General features: G+C 63.7%; 8 protein-coding genes. 3 read left to right on the forward strand and 5 right to left on the reverse strand.

The annotated features are described in order from the left end of the window. The first annotated feature begins 239 nt into the window (after positions 1–239). Positions 240–1,769, forward strand: coding sequence for an NADH-quinone oxidoreductase subunit M (gene nuoM, locus J7655_RS11360; RefSeq protein WP_230924534.1), 1,530 nt, complete (start codon positions 240–242; stop codon positions 1,767–1,769). Positions 1,770–1,788: 19 nt separating this feature from the next. Further along, the gene (nuoN, locus tag J7655_RS11365) at positions 1,789–3,273 is read left to right on the forward strand and encodes an NADH-quinone oxidoreductase subunit NuoN (RefSeq protein ID WP_230924535.1); all 1,485 of its coding nucleotides are present in this window, start codon (positions 1,789–1,791) and stop codon (positions 3,271–3,273) included. Between the two features lie 128 nt (positions 3,274–3,401). On the opposite strand, the gene tam is transcribed toward nuoN, so the two are convergent. Then, a complete protein-coding gene (gene tam, locus J7655_RS11370) occupies positions 3,402–4,163 on the reverse strand; it encodes a trans-aconitate 2-methyltransferase (protein ID WP_230924536.1) in 762 nt (253 codons plus the stop codon). A 308-nt stretch (positions 4,164–4,471) separates the two neighbouring features. Here tam and J7655_RS11375 point away from each other — a divergent pair, with 308 nt between their 5' ends. Continuing rightward, the gene (locus J7655_RS11375) at positions 4,472–5,479 is read left to right on the forward strand and encodes a TRAP transporter substrate-binding protein (protein WP_230924537.1); all 1,008 of its coding nucleotides are present in this window, start codon (positions 4,472–4,474) and stop codon (positions 5,477–5,479) included. A gap of 47 nt (positions 5,480–5,526) precedes the next feature. On the opposite strand, the gene J7655_RS11380 is transcribed toward J7655_RS11375, so the two are convergent. The 4 genes from J7655_RS11380 to J7655_RS11395 form a co-directional block, all read right to left on the reverse strand. Next, a complete protein-coding gene (locus tag J7655_RS11380; protein WP_230924538.1) occupies positions 5,527–6,993 on the reverse strand; it encodes an efflux transporter outer membrane subunit in 1,467 nt (488 codons plus the stop codon). Further along, entirely contained in the window at positions 6,990–10,094 is a 3,105-nt protein-coding gene (locus J7655_RS11385; RefSeq protein WP_230924539.1) for a multidrug efflux RND transporter permease subunit, read from the reverse strand. Before J7655_RS11385 ends, J7655_RS11380 begins: the two co-directional genes overlap by 4 nt. A 142-nt stretch (positions 10,095–10,236) precedes the next feature. Next, positions 10,237–13,329, reverse strand: coding sequence for an MdtB/MuxB family multidrug efflux RND transporter permease subunit (locus tag J7655_RS11390; RefSeq protein WP_230924540.1), 3,093 nt, complete (start codon positions 13,327–13,329; stop codon positions 10,237–10,239). Continuing rightward, the gene (locus J7655_RS11395; protein ID WP_230924541.1) at positions 13,326–14,516 is read right to left on the reverse strand and encodes an MdtA/MuxA family multidrug efflux RND transporter periplasmic adaptor subunit; all 1,191 of its coding nucleotides are present in this window, start codon (positions 14,514–14,516) and stop codon (positions 13,326–13,328) included. The genes J7655_RS11390 and J7655_RS11395 overlap by 4 nt, the downstream gene beginning before the upstream one ends. Positions 14,517–14,649: the final 133 nt, after the last annotated feature.

Genomic DNA, 14,649 nt, shown 5'->3' on the forward strand with positions numbered 1-14,649 from the left:
TTGCGCGGGGCAAGGCACGAGGAGAGAAGTTTGGTCGCTCCAAATGAACGACGAGTAACGCAGCAGCGCGCAAAAACGGGCCCGGCCCTTCGGGTTGCGCGCCAAATAGCGCCATGCTGCGTTGCAGGACTTGGCAAGGGAACACCATTACCGGCGTCCTACGCCTTGCCTGGCGCTATTTCGCGCAGCAACGCGGCTCGTGTCGAAACGTCAATAGACCCCAAGGAAAACAGCCTGTCATGATTCTGCCCTGGCTAATCCTGATTCCCTTCATCGGCGGCCTGCTGTGCTGGCAAGGCGAGCGTTTTGGCTCCGTGCTGCCGCGCTGGATCGCCCTGATCACCATGGGCCTACTGTTCGGCCTGAGCTTGTGGCTGTGGGTCAGCGGTGATTTCACCCTGGCACCGGCCCCGGACAGCGGCCCGCGCTGGGCCCATGAGTTCGTCATCGACTGGATCCCGCGGATGGGCATCACCATCCACCTGGCGATGGACGGCCTGTCGGTGCTGATGGTGGTGCTCACCGGCCTGCTCGGTGTGCTCTCGGTACTGTGCTCGTGGAACGAGATCCAGCATCGCGTCGGCTTCTTCCACCTCAACCTGATGTGGATTCTCGGTGGCGTGGTCGGCGTATTCCTCGCCGTCGACCTGTTCCTGTTCTTCTTTTTCTGGGAAATGATGCTGGTGCCGATGTACTTCCTCATCGCGCTCTGGGGTCATAGCGGCAGTGACGGTCGCACCCGTATCACCGCTGCCACCAAGTTCTTCATCTTCACCCAGGCCAGCGGTTTGATCATGCTGCTGGCGATCCTGGCCCTGGTGTTCGTGCACTTCAACCAGACCGGTGTACTGACCTTCAATTACGCCGACCTGCTGAAGACCGAACTGGCGCCCGGCACCGAATACCTGCTGATGCTCGGTTTCTTCGTCGCCTTCGCGGTGAAGTTCCCGGTGGTGCCTGTGCATTCCTGGCTGCCGGACGCCCACGCCCAGGCACCGACCGCAGGCTCCGTGGACCTGGCCGGTATCCTGCTGAAGACCGCCGCCTACGGCCTGTTGCGCTTCGCCCTGCCGCTGTTCCCCAATGCCTCGGCGGAGTTCGCGCCCATCGCCCAGTGGCTCGGTGTGTTCGCCATCATCTACGGCGCCCTGCTGTCGTTCGCACAGACCGACATCAAGCGCCTGGTGGCCTACTCCAGCGTCTCGCACATGGGCTTCGTGCTGATCGCCATCTATTCGGGCAGCCAGATCGCCCTGCAGGGTGCGGTGGTGCAAATGGTCGCCCACGGTCTGTCTGCCGCTGCGCTGTTCATCCTCTGCGGCCAGCTCTACGAGCGCCTGCACACCCGCGACCTGCGCCAGATGGGCGGAATCTGGGCACGCATGCCCTGGCTGCCGGCCATCAGCCTGTTCTTCGCCGCCGCCGCGCTCGGCCTGCCGGGTACCGGCAACTTCGTCGGCGAATTCCTCATTCTGATCGGTAGCTTCCCCAGCGCGCCCTGGGTCGTGGTGCTCGCCGCCAGCGGCCTGGTGCTCGGCTCGGTATACGCCCTGGCGATGATCCATCGCGCCTACTTCGGCCCGGTGCAGCAGGAAGCGCCGCTGCCGGGGCTGAAAGCTCGCGAGATGGCCATGGTGCTCGGCCTCGGCGTGCTGCTGATTCTGCTTGGCGTTTACCCGCAACCGGTGCTCGACACCTCCGCTGCCAGCATGCATGGCGTGCAGCAGTGGATGGCTGGCGCCCTCGATCAACTCGCCTCGGGCCGGTAAGGGTAAGGATTAGAGACTCATGGAACATCACGCTGTCGAATTCACCGTGCAACATCTGATCGCCCTGCTGCCATTGCTGGTAACCAGCCTTACCGTGGTGGTGGTGATGCTGGCAATCGCCGTCAGGCGCAATCACGGCCTGACCTTCTTGCTTTCGGTGGTCGGTCTGAATCTGGCGCTGCTGTCGCTCATTCCAACCCTGGAGGTGGCCCCGCTGCAGGTTACCCCGCTGCTGCTGATCGACAACTTCGCCTGCTACTACATGGCACTGGTACTGGCCGCCAGCCTGGCCTGCATCACCCTGATCCATGCCTATCTGGGCGGCGAATCCGGCAAGGGTTACCCGGGCAACCGCGAGGAGCTGTACCTGCTGGTGTTGCTGTCCGCCGCTGGCGGCCTGGTACTGGTCAGTGCCCAGCACCTGGCCGGGCTGTTCATCGGCCTGGAACTGCTGTCGGTGCCGACCTACGGCATGATCGCCTACGCCTTTTTCAACAAGCGCTCGCTGGAGGCCGGCATCAAGTACATGGTGCTTTCGGCTGCCGGCAGCGCCTTCCTACTGTTCGGCATGGCGCTGCTGTACGCCGAGTCCGGCAACCTGGGCTTCGCCGATATCGGTGCCACTCTGATGCGCGAGAGCAGCCAATTGGTGCAGATCGGCATCGGCATGATGCTGATCGGCCTGGCTTTCAAACTGTCGCTGGTGCCCTTCCACCTGTGGACGCCGGATGTCTACGAAGGCGCCCCGGCGCCAGTGGCGGCCTTTCTCGCCACCGCCAGCAAGGTAGCGGTGTTCGCCGTGCTGCTGCGACTGTACCAGATATCCCCGGCCATGAGCGGCGGCTGGCTGAGCGACCTGCTGACCCTGATCGCCATCGCCTCGATCCTGTTCGGCAATCTGCTGGCGCTGCTGCAGAACAACCTCAAGCGCCTGCTGGGTTACTCGTCCATCGCCCACTTCGGTTACCTGCTGGTGGCATTGGTGGCGAGCAAGGGGCTCGCGGTGGAAGCCGTGGGCGTGTACCTGGCCACCTACGTGCTGACCAGCCTCGGTGCGTTCGGTGTGATCACCCTGATGTCCACCCCCTACAGCGGCCGCGATGCCGATGCGCTGTACGAATACCGTGGCCTGTTCTGGCGCCGCCCGTACCTGACCGCCGTGCTCACGGTGATGATGCTGTCGCTGGCCGGCATTCCGCTGACGGCCGGCTTCATCGGCAAGTTCTACGTGATCGCCGCCGGTGTCGAAGCGCAACTGTGGTGGCTGCTCGGCGCCATGGTGCTGGGCAGCGCCATCGGCGTGTTCTATTACCTGCGGGTGATGGTCACCCTGTTCATGCGCGAACCCAACATGCATCGCCACGATGCGCCCTTCGACTGGGGCCAGGGCGCCGGCGGCATCATGCTGCTGGTAGTCGCTCTGCTCGTCTTCGTTCTCGGCGTATACCCGCAGCCGTTGCTGGAACTGGTGCAGCACGCCGGCCTGGTTGCCCTGGCGCAATGAAGCACAAGCCCCGCTAACTGCGGGGCCTGTTCTTTTAAAGGTCGCGGCTGAAGCCCCTCCCACAAGTCATCATGAACTCCGTGGGAGGGGCTTTAGCCGCGACAGACCTGCCCCGGATTGCATCCGGGCTACCGCCGAGCCACCAGAAACAGACGCGGAAACGGCAACAACACCCGGCCATCGGCCTGCGCCGGATAGGCCTCGGCAATCGCCGCCTGGTAGCGCTCGAGGAAAGCTGCCTGCTGCTCGGCCTCCAGCGGCTGCAAAAACGGCAGCAACGCCGTGGATTTGAACCACTCCACCACCGCTGCGGCATTCTCCAGTACGTGGAAGTAAGTGGTGCGCCAGATATCCAGCTCACTGGCCTGAGTGCTAAGGATGTCGTAGTAAGCCTGCGCGCTGTGCCGCTCGGTATGGCGCACCTCGCAGATCTGCGCTGCCCATGGTCCATCTGCCGCCACCTCACGAGCCAGGCGATGCGCAGGTTCCTGCAAGTTGTCCGGGGTCTGGATCGCCAGCCAGCCACCGGGCGCCAGTTGCGCGAGCAATCTCGGATACAGCCGAGCATGGTCCGGCAACCACTGCAGCGAGGCATTGGCCAGGATCAGTTGCGGCGCGTGCTCGGCTTGCCAGTGCTGGATATCCATCAGTTGAAAGGTCACCTGGGGCAGCCGCTCACGCGCTGCGCGCAGCATGTCTGCGCTGCTGTCGATAGCGATCACCCGTGCCTTGGGCACATGCGCCTGCAACACGGCAGTGGAGTTGCCGAGACCACAGCCGAGATCGACGGCCAACTCGATACCCTCACGTGGCACCGCCGCCAGCACGTCATGGACCGGGCGCGTGCGCTGGCGTTCGAACAGGGAATATTGTCGGGCAGACCAACTCATCGGCACCTCCGCAGCACAATCGACTGGCGCAGAGTAACAGGCGACAAGAGACTCGGCGCATCAGCAATTTTCCGCTGCATGGACGCACATACCTGGCGGTTTTCCGCCATGCGCTGTGCGCCATTTCACAGTGCTTTTCTCAGCCCTGAAAGCCTGGCGGGAATTCGCCATACTGGCACAAGCCTTGCGGTAACAAGGCACGCTCTAAACTGTCGACGCGGCTGGCCATAGCCCTCCAGCAGAACCGTGGAGCAACCAACACGAGGCACCCACGGGTGTCGCAACCGACAAGAACAAAAGGAAGCAGTATGTTCAATTCAGCCCGCGCCCTGGCCGCTTGTGCCCTGGCGATAGCCTCTTTCGGTACCAACCTCGCACTGGCCGATGAACCTATCCTGATCAAGTTTTCCCATGTTGTCGCCGACACCACCCCGAAGGGTCAGGGCGCACTGCTGTTCCAGCAACTGGTCGAGGAGCGCCTGGGCGGCAAGGTCAAGGTCGAGGTTTACCCCAACTCCAGCCTCTACGGCGACGCCAACGAACTGGAAGCACTGCGCAACAACGAGGTGCAATTACTGGCGCCGTCCCTGGCCAAGTTCGACCAGTACACCAAACAGTTGCAGGTGTTCGACCTGCCGTTCCTGTTCGATGATCTCGAAGCAGTCAATCGCTTCCAGAAGCGCGCCAAGGGCCGCCAACTGCTGCGCTCGATGGAAGATCACAATATCGTCGGCCTGGCTTACTGGCACAACGGCATGAAGCAACTGTCTGCCACCCGCGCCTTGCACAGCCCAGGCGATGCCAATGGTCTGAACTTCCGTATCCAGCCGTCAGCGGTGCTGGAGGCGCAATTCCGGCAAGTTGGCGCAAATAGTCAGAAACTGCCCTTCTCGGAAGTATTCAAGGCCCTGCAGAGCGGTCAGGTACAGGGTGCGGAAAATCCCTGGTCGAATATCTACAGCCAGAAACTGCACGAAGTGCAGCCTTTCATCAGCGAAACCAACCATGGCGTACTGGACTACATGCTGGTGAGCAACTCTCGCTTCTGGTACGGCATTCCGCATCAGGTTCGTGTGGAGCTGGAAGCCATCATCGATGAAGTCACCTACATGGTGAACAAGCAGGCAGAAGCGGCCAATCAGACCGACCGTCAGCGCATCATCGACTCCGGCAAATCCCAGCTCATCACCCTCACCCCAGAGCAACGTCAGGCCTGGCGTGATGCCATGCGCCCAGTGTGGGCACAGTTCGAGGGACAGATTGGTTCGGACGTACTCAAGGCAGCCGAAGCGGTCAATCGCAAGAAACGCCAATAAGCCATGGCCGGTATGGCGAAAACCGCCATGCCGGCGCTGTACCAGCCTCAGGGTTCTTGCTGACGCAACTGCTCCTGCTGCCACCCGCCACCCAGCGCAGCAATCAACTGCACACTGGCTGTCAGCCGGCTACCCAGCAGGGTGAGGTTGGTACGTTCGTTGTTCAGCGCGGTGGCCTGTACGGTAACCACGCTGTTGTAGTCGACGGTACCGGCGCGGTACTGGTTCTCGATCAGACGCAGCGACTCGCGCGCCGCATCCAACGCCTCCTGCTGCACCCCGCTCTCCTGCTCCAGCACGCGCAGCTGCACCAGGTAGTCCTCCACTTCGCGGAAGCTGTCCAGCACCGCCTGGCGGTATTGCGTCACAGTCTGATCATAGGCGGCTTCGCTGCGCTCCACCTCCGCGCGGCGCGCACCGCCGTCGAACAGCGTCAGCGCCAGTTGCGGGCCGAGTGACCAGAAGCGGTTGGGTACCTCGATCCAGTCGGCGAAGCTGCTGCCGCGATACCCCCCGCTGGCCGAGATCGTCAGATCGGGGAACCACGCAGCCTCGGCTACGCCTATCTGCGCGTTGGCCGCCATCACCCGGCGCTCGGCGGCGGCAACGTCAGGGCGGCGCTCGAGCAGCTGCGAAGGCAGCGCCACGGGCACCTCGGGCAATGCCGGCAGGCTTTCGCGCGGTGCGATGGACAGCTCGGCCGGGCTGACGCCGACCAGCACGGCAATGGCATGTTCGAGCTGCGCGCGCTGCCACTCGAGATCAATCGCCTGCGCCTGCGTGCTCTTGAGCTGAGTGGTGGCCTGGGTCACGTCGGACTTGGGCACGATGCCGGCTCGATACTGGTTCTCGGTCAGGCGCAGCGAGCGTGCGTAAGCGGCCACTGTCGCGTCGAGCAGGCGCTTCTGTTCGTCGAGAATGCGCAGTTGCAGGTAGTTCTGCACCAGTTCGCTCTGCAGGCTCAGGCGCGCAGCGGCAAGGTCGGCGGCGCTGGCCTCGAATTCGGCGCGGCTGGCCTCCAGGCCCCGGCGCAGCTTGCCCCAGAGATCCAGCTCCCAGGCTGCATTGAGGCTGAGATCGTAGCTCTTGGAAATGCTCGAGGCACCGGAGCCACCAACAGTGACGCCATCGGCGGTACGGATGGTGCTGTCACCGCCACCCTGCCCGGCCCGCGTCACCCCGGCGCTACCGGACAGGGTCGGGTAGAAGCTGGCACGCGCACCGCGCACCAGTGCGCGCGCCTGACGGTACTGGGCCTCGGCAGCCGCCAGGTTCTGGTTGGACACATGCAGGCGCTCGACCAGGGCATCGAGTTCGACATCGCCATACAGTGCCCACCAATTGCCACGCTCCAGCGCGTCAGCAGGGGCCGCACTCTTCCAGCCCTCGACCTGCTTGAACTGCGCAGGCGCCGCCAGATCGGGGCGCTGATAGTCAGGCCCGAGGGTGCAGCCACCCAGTACGCCGGCCAGCAGCAGGGAGACGAATGTTCGGGCAAAGGGAGCTCGGGTCATAGCGGAGTTTCCAACGAGGCATCGGTACGCACGCCGCGCCAGCGGTTGACGCGATGGCGCAGGCGGTCGAAGTAGAGGTAGACCACCGGAGTGGTGTAAAGCGTCAGCACCTGGCTCAGCACCAGACCACCGACGATGGTGATACCCAGCGGCTGGCGCATTTCCGAACCTTCGGCACTGCCCAGCACCAGCGGCAAGGCACCGAGAATCGCAGCCAGAGTGGTCATCAGGATTGGCCTGAAGCGCAACAGACAGGCCTGACGAATGGATTCCTGCGGGCTCAGGCGCTCGCCGCGCTCCAGTTGCAGGGCCAGATCGACCATCAGGATGGCGTTCTTCTTGACGATACCGATCAGCAGGAACAGGCCCAGCAGCGAGATCAGGCTGAACTCCATGCCTACCAGCTGCAGCGCCAGCAAGGCGCCAACGCCGGCCGACGGCAAGGTCGAAAGAATGGTCAGCGGATGTACGTAGCTCTCGTAGAGCACGCCCAACACGATATACACCACCACCAGTGCCAGCAGGATCATCAGCGGCTGATTGCCCTGGGTCTGCTGGAAGGCCGCACCGGTGCCGCCCAGCATGCCCTGCACTTCGGTGGGCAGGCCGACCCGCGCCACGGAGTTGTCGATGGCGCGGCTGGCCTGATCCAGGCTGACTCCTTCGGCCAGGGAGAAACCGATGTTCTCGGCGGCGAACTGGCCCTGATGGTTGACTCGATCTTCCTCCAGGCTGCGCTCCCAATGGGCGAAGGTGGACAGCGGCACCCGTGCGCCATCGGCGGTGATCAGCTGAATCTGGTCCAGCGCCTCGGGATGCTGGGCATAGAGCGGGTTGATTTCCATCACCACGCTGTACTGGTTCAGCGCTTCATAGATGGTGGAAACCTGGCGCTGACTGAAGGCGTTGTTGAGCACCGCGGTGATCATGCTCATGTCCACGCCCAGGCGCTGCGCAGCCTCGCGATCCACCACCAGGCGAATCTGCTGGGCACCACTGTTCTCGCGGGCGTCGATATCGGTCAGTTCGGGCAACGCGCGCAGCGCTTCACGCACCTTGGGCAGCCACTCACGCAGGGCATCGAGGTCGCCCGAGAGCAGCATGTACTCGTTTTCCGAACTGCGCCCCTCGCGCCCACCGATTTGCAGGTCCTGATCCGGCATGAGGAACATGCGCCCACCGGGCACCTTCGGCACGCTGGCGCGCAGGCGGTTGATCACCTGTTGCGATGACACGCCACGCTCGCTGATGGGCTTCAGGCGCACGATCATGAAGGCATTGTTGATGCCGCCAGCACCGCCGATGAAGCCTGCGACGCTGTCTACCGCCGGATCGGCCAGTACCGCCTTGCGGAAAATTTCCATCTTCGGCTGCATGACCTGGAACGACAGGCCATCGTCGCCGCGGATAAAACCGATCAGTTGGCCGGTGTCCTGTTGCGGCATGAAGGTCTTGGGAATGCTGACGAACAGATAGACGTTCAACGCGATGGTCGCCAGCAGGCTGATGACCATCAGCAACGAATGACGTAACGCCCAGTCCAGCGAACGCCCGTAGATAGCCAGCACCCGCGTCTGCAGGCGATCACCCCATTGCTGCAGGCGGCCGCGCGGCTGTTCGTCCTCAGCCTTGAGCCAGCGCGCGCAAAGCATCGGCGTCAAGGTCAACGACACCAGCAGGGAAATCACCACCGCCACGGCCAGGGTGATGGAAAACTCGCGAAACAGCCGCTCGACGATGCCGCCCATGAACAGGATGGAGATGAACACCGCCACCAGCGACAGGTTCATCGACAACAGGGTGAAGCCTACCTCGCGCGTGCCTTTGAACGCCGCCGCCATTGGCTTCTCGCCGTTATGGATATGCCGGGCGATGTTCTCCAGCACCACAATGGCATCGTCCACCACCAGCCCGGTGGCGATGATCAGCGCCATCAGCGACAGGTTGTTCAGCGAGAAACCCAGCAGGTACATGGCGGCGAAACTACCGATCAGCGACACCGGCACCGCCAGCGCTGGAATCAGCGCTGCGCGCCAACGCCCGAGAAACGCCAGCACCACCAGGATCACCAGACCCACGGCAATCAGCAGCGTCTGCTCGGCCTCGTGCAGGGTGGCGCGGATTACCGGCGAGCGATCCATCGCCACCTCCAGCTCGACGCTGGCAGGAATCACCTCACGCAGGGCTGGCAGCTCGGCACGGATGTCGCTGATGGTCTGCAGGATATTCGCCCCGCTCTGCCGATTGATCACCAGCAGCACCGCTTCCTTGTCGTTGTAGAAGCCGCTGTTGTAGCGGTCTTCGACGCCATCGGTAACCGTGGCCACGTCACCCAGGCGTACGGCAGCGCCGTCCTGGTAGCGGATGATCATCGGTAGATAATCGGCAGCCTTGGCCAACTGGTCGCTGGCCTGTACCTGCCAGCGGCGCTGCTCGTCCTCGACCGCCCCCTTGGGACGCAGGGCGTTGCTGGCTGCGATGGTCTGGCGCACTTCGTCCAGGGCGATGCCATAGTGATCGAGTAGGCGCGGTTCGAGGGAAACACGCACAGCCGGCAGCGAACTACCACCGACCTGCACCTCACCCACGCCACCGACCTGGGACAGTTTCTGCGCCAGGATGGTCGAGGCCACGTCGTACAGCTGGCCCTTGTTCAGCGTGGCACTGGTCAGCGACAGCACCATGATCGGTGCCTGCGAGGGGTTGATCTTGCGGTAGCTGGGCATGGTGCGCATGCCGCTGGGCAGCAGTTCACGCGCCGCATTGATCGCCGCCTGCACCTCGCGCGCAGCGGTGTTGATGTCCTTGTCCAGGTCGAACTGGATCATGATCCGCGTGCTGCCCTGGCTGCTGCGGCTGTTCATCTGGCTGACCCCAGCGATCGAGCCGAGCGAGCGTTCCAGCGGCGTGGCCACGGTCGAGGCCATGATCTGCGGGCTGGCACCAGGCAGGCTGGCCTGCACGGTGATGGTGGGGAAATCCATCTGTGGCAACGGCGCCACCGGCAGCAGGCCGAAGCTGACGCCGCCGAGCAGCATGATCGCCAGGCTCAGCAGCAGCGTGGCCACCGGACGGCGGATAAAGGGGGCGGAGAGGTTCACCGTCCTTCTCCCTCTGGGAGAAGGTGGCGCGCAGCGCCGGATGAGGGTTGCGACGGCGCCCCGATTGAAGTTCGGGCAACCTTCATACCCTCACCCCCAGCCCCTCTCCCGAAGGGAGAGGGGAGTAAAAGCGCTGCGCCGCTCATACCGCCACCCCCGCTGCACTTCGCCCGCTGACGCGGCGCGACAGGCGATCGAAGTACAGGTAGATCACCGGTGTGGTGAACAGCGTCAGCACCTGGCTGACCAGCAGGCCGCCGACCATCACCAGGCCCAGCGGCTGGCGCAGCTCGGCGCCGGAGCCCGAGGCGAGCATCAGCGGAATGGCACCGAACAGCGCCGCCAGGGTGGTCATCAGGATCGGCCGAAAGCGCAGCAGCGCCGCCTGATAGATCGCCGCCTCAGGCGCCATGCCCTGGTTGCGCTCGGCCTCGAGGGCGAAGTCGATCATCATGATCGCGTTCTTCTTGACGATGCCGATCAACAGGATGATGCCGATGATGGCGATCAGCCCCAGGTCTTTGCCCGTCAGCAGCAACGCCAGCAGCGCACCAACGCCCGCCGACGGCAGCGTGGACAAAATGGTGATCGGGTGGATGTAGCTCTCGTAGAGCACGCCCAGCACGATGTACATGGTGACGATGGCCGCCAGGATCAGCAGCAAGGTCGACGACAACGACGCACGGAACGCCTCGGCAGCGCCCTGGAACTGGGTATTGATGCCACCCGGCAGACCGATCTCCTGCTCGACCCGCTCGATCACCGCCACTGCCTCGCCCAGCGACACGCCAGGCGCCAGGTTGAACGACAGGGTCACCGCCGGGAACTGACCGATATGGTTGATCAGCAAACTGGCGGGCCGCTCCTCGATATGCGCCAGGGATGACAGCGGCACCTGCTGGCCATCACCGGTGGCTACGTGAATCTGACGCAACGCGGCCAGGCCGATACGCCCGCCATCGCGGCTCTCCAGCACCACGCGGTACTGGCTGGCCTGGGTGTAGATGGTGCTGATCTGGCGCTGGCCAAAAGCGTCATACAAAGCATCGTCGATAGTGCCGACGTTGATGCCCAGACGCGCCGCGGCGTCACGGTCGATATCCAGGAACACCTGCAGACCGCGGTTCTGCAGGTCGCTGGCCACGTCGGTCAGCTCCGGCTGCTCGCGCAGCGCCTCGACCAGACGCGGCGTCCAGGTTTCCAACAACTGGCTGTCAGGCGACTCCAGGGTGAACTGGAACTGGGTGCGGCTGATGCGATCCTCGATGGTCAGGTCCTGTACCGGCTGCATGAACAACTCGATACCGGGAACCTTCGCCAGCTCCGGACGCAGGCGTTCGATCACCTCGCTGGCGGTGACATCGCGTTCGGCGTGGGTTTTCAGGTTGATCAGCAGACGGCCGCTGTTGAGCGTGGGGTTATCGCCATCCACACCAATCGACGAGGACAGACTCGCCACCGCCGGATCACGCAGGATCACGTCGGCCAGGCGTTGTTGGCGCTCGCTCATGGCGCTGAAGGAAATCGACTGCGGCGCCTCGGAAATGCCCTGGATCACACCGGTGTCCTGCACCGGGAAAAATCCCTTGGGCACCGCCATATACAGCAGCACGGTCAGGCCCAGCGTAGCCACCGCCACCAGCAGGGTCAGCGGTTGGTGACGCAGCACCCACTGCAGCCACACGCCATAGCGTTCGATCATGGCGTCGATAGCGCCACCGGCAGCGTGGTAGAAGCGCCCTTCCGACTCGGGCTTTTCGGCCTTGAGCAGGCGCGCGCACATCATCGGCGTGAGGGTCAGCGACACCACCAGGGAAATCAGGATCGCCACCGCCAGGGTGATGGCGAACTCACGGAACAGCCGCCCCACCACATCGGCCATGAACAGCAGCGGGATCAACACGGCGATCAGCGACAGGGTCAGCGAGACCAGAGTGAAGCCGATTTGCCGGGCGCCCTTGAGCGCAGCGTTGAGCGGCGTTTCGCCCTCCTCCAGATGGCGGGCGATGTTCTCCAGCATGACGATGGCGTCGTCGACCACGAAACCGGTGGCAATGGTCAGCGCCATCAATGTCAGGTTGTTGATGGTGAAACCGGCCAGGTACATCACGCCGAAGGTGCCGATCAGCGACAGCGGCACGACGATGGACGGAATCAGGGTCGCCGACAACTTGCGCAGGAACAGGAAGGTCACCATCACCACCAGGGCGATGGCCAGTAGTAGCTCGTGCTGCACATCGCGCACTGCAGCGCGGATGGTCTGCGTGCGATCGGTGAGCACCTTGACCTCGACGCTGGCCGGCAGGCCTTCGGTCAGGTGTGGCAGCAGGGTCTGGATGCGGTCGACCACATCGATGACGTTGGCGCCGGGTTGGCGCTGCACGTTCACCAGCACCGCCTGGTTGCGATTGGCCCAGGCGGCCAGGCGCTCGTTCTCGGCGCCGTCGATGATCTCGGCGACATCCTTCAGGCGCAGCGCGGCACCATTCTGATAACTGAGGATCAGCTCGCGATATTCCTCGACCGACTTCAACTGGTCGTTGGCATCGAGCTGGGAAACCCGTGTCGGCCCGTCGAAGTTGCCCTTGGGCTGGTTGACGTTGCTGGCCGTGATCAGGCTGCGCACGTCGGCCAGGCTCAGGCCATAAGACGCGAGCGCCTCCGGGTTGACGCGAATGCGCACGGCCGGACGTTGCCCACCAGCCAGGGTCACCAAGCCGACGCCACTGGTTTGCGCCAGCTTCTGCGCCAAGCGGGTATCGACCAGGTCGTTGACCTGCGGCAGCGGCAGCGTCTTTGAGCTCACCGCCAGGGTCAGCACCGGCGTATCGGCCGGGTTGACCTTGTTGTACACCGGCGGCGCCGGCAAATCAGCGGGTAGCAGGTTGCTCGCTGCGTTGATCGCCGCCTGCACCTCCTGCTCGGCCACCGCCAGCGACACATCCAGATTGAAGCGCAGGGTGATCACCGAGGCGCCGCCAGAACTGGTCGAGGACATCTGCTTGAGCCCGGCCATCTGCCCGAACTGGCGTTCCAGCGGGGCGGTCACCGCGCTGGTCATCACATCCGGGCTGGCGCCTGGATACAAAGTCAGCACGCGGATGGTCGGATAATCCACCTCCGGCAGCGCCGACACCGGCAGCAGACGATAGGCGATCACACCGCTGAGAAAGATCGCCACCATCAACAGCGTGGTGGCAACCGGCCGCAGAATGAAGGGGCGGGAAATATTCATGCGTCGTTCCGCGCCGCAGTCTCGGATTGCGGCTCGACCACCTCGACTTCGCTGCCATCACGCAAACGGTCGGTCCCCTCCAGCACCAGTCGCTCGCCCTGGCGTACGCCCTCGCTGACCAGGCTACGCTCAGCGTCACTGGACGCAATGGTCACCGGCCGGATACTCACCTTGTTCTCGCCGTCAACCACGTAAACGAAAGTGCCCTGAGTGCCGAACTGCACCGCAGCGGACGGAATGATGGTGGCCGCCTCGCGGGTTTCCACGCGCAAGCGCACGTTGACGAACTGGTTTGGGAAGAGCATCTGCTCGGCGTTGTCGAAGCGCGCCTTGAGCTTGACCGTGCCGGTGGTGGTGTCGATCTGGTTATCCAGGCTTTCCAGCACGCCTTCGGCCAGCTTCAGGCGTTCACCCCGGTCCCAGGCCTCGACCGCCAGCGTTGCGCCAGCGCGGCGGCGTTGCAACACCGCCGGCAAATCGCCTTCGGGAATGGTGAAGATCACCGCAATCGGGTCGGCCTGGGTAATCACCACCAGCGGCGTGGTATCGCCACTGCTGACCAGGTTGCCGACGTCCAGCTGACGCAGGCCCAGACGTCCGGCGATGGGCGCGCGAATCTGGGTGAAGTCGAGGTTGAGCCTGGCCGTGGCGACATCGGCCTGATTGCTCTGCAGGCTGCCTCGGTACTGGTTGACCAGCGCCTGCTGGGTATCGAGGGTCTGCCTGGCGATGCTGTCTTCGGCGTAGAGCCCCTTGTAGCGCTGCAGATCCAGCTCGGCATTCTTCAGTTGCGCCTGATTTTCCTGCAGCGCACCCTGCGCCTGCTGCAGGGCCACCTGATAGGGGCGCGGATCGATCACTGCCAGGAGATCACCGGCCTTGACCTGCTGACCTTCCTCGAACAGCACCTTGACCAGCTCGCCGTCGACCCGCGAGCGCACGTTGACCGTGTTGTAGGCAGTTACCGTGCCGAGCGCCTTGAGCTCGATGGCGAACTCGCCCTGCTCGACCTCGGCCACACGCACCGGCACCGGCCCCATATCACCAAAGCGGCCACGACCCATCTGCTGAGATTCTGGCTCGCCCGGCCAGAACCACCACAGCAGCAGAAGCAACACGGCGAGCAGTGTCAGGCCGATCAGCCATTGACGGGAGGTATTCGGGGAGGACGGGGAGACATTCGACATGGCGGGCGCAAGGTCACTTTTTCAGGGAGTCGGAACGATAAGCACTGGCCCGCGTCAAGCAAAGCCCATTTACCCGCTTTTTACGCTCTCCTTACGTTACTAACTGTTTGAGTCAGCGATAAATTCCGGGTCA

The sequence above is a fragment of the Pseudomonas wenzhouensis genome (assembly GCF_021029445.1).
Lineage (GTDB): Bacteria > Pseudomonadota > Gammaproteobacteria > Pseudomonadales > Pseudomonadaceae > Aquipseudomonas > Aquipseudomonas wenzhouensis.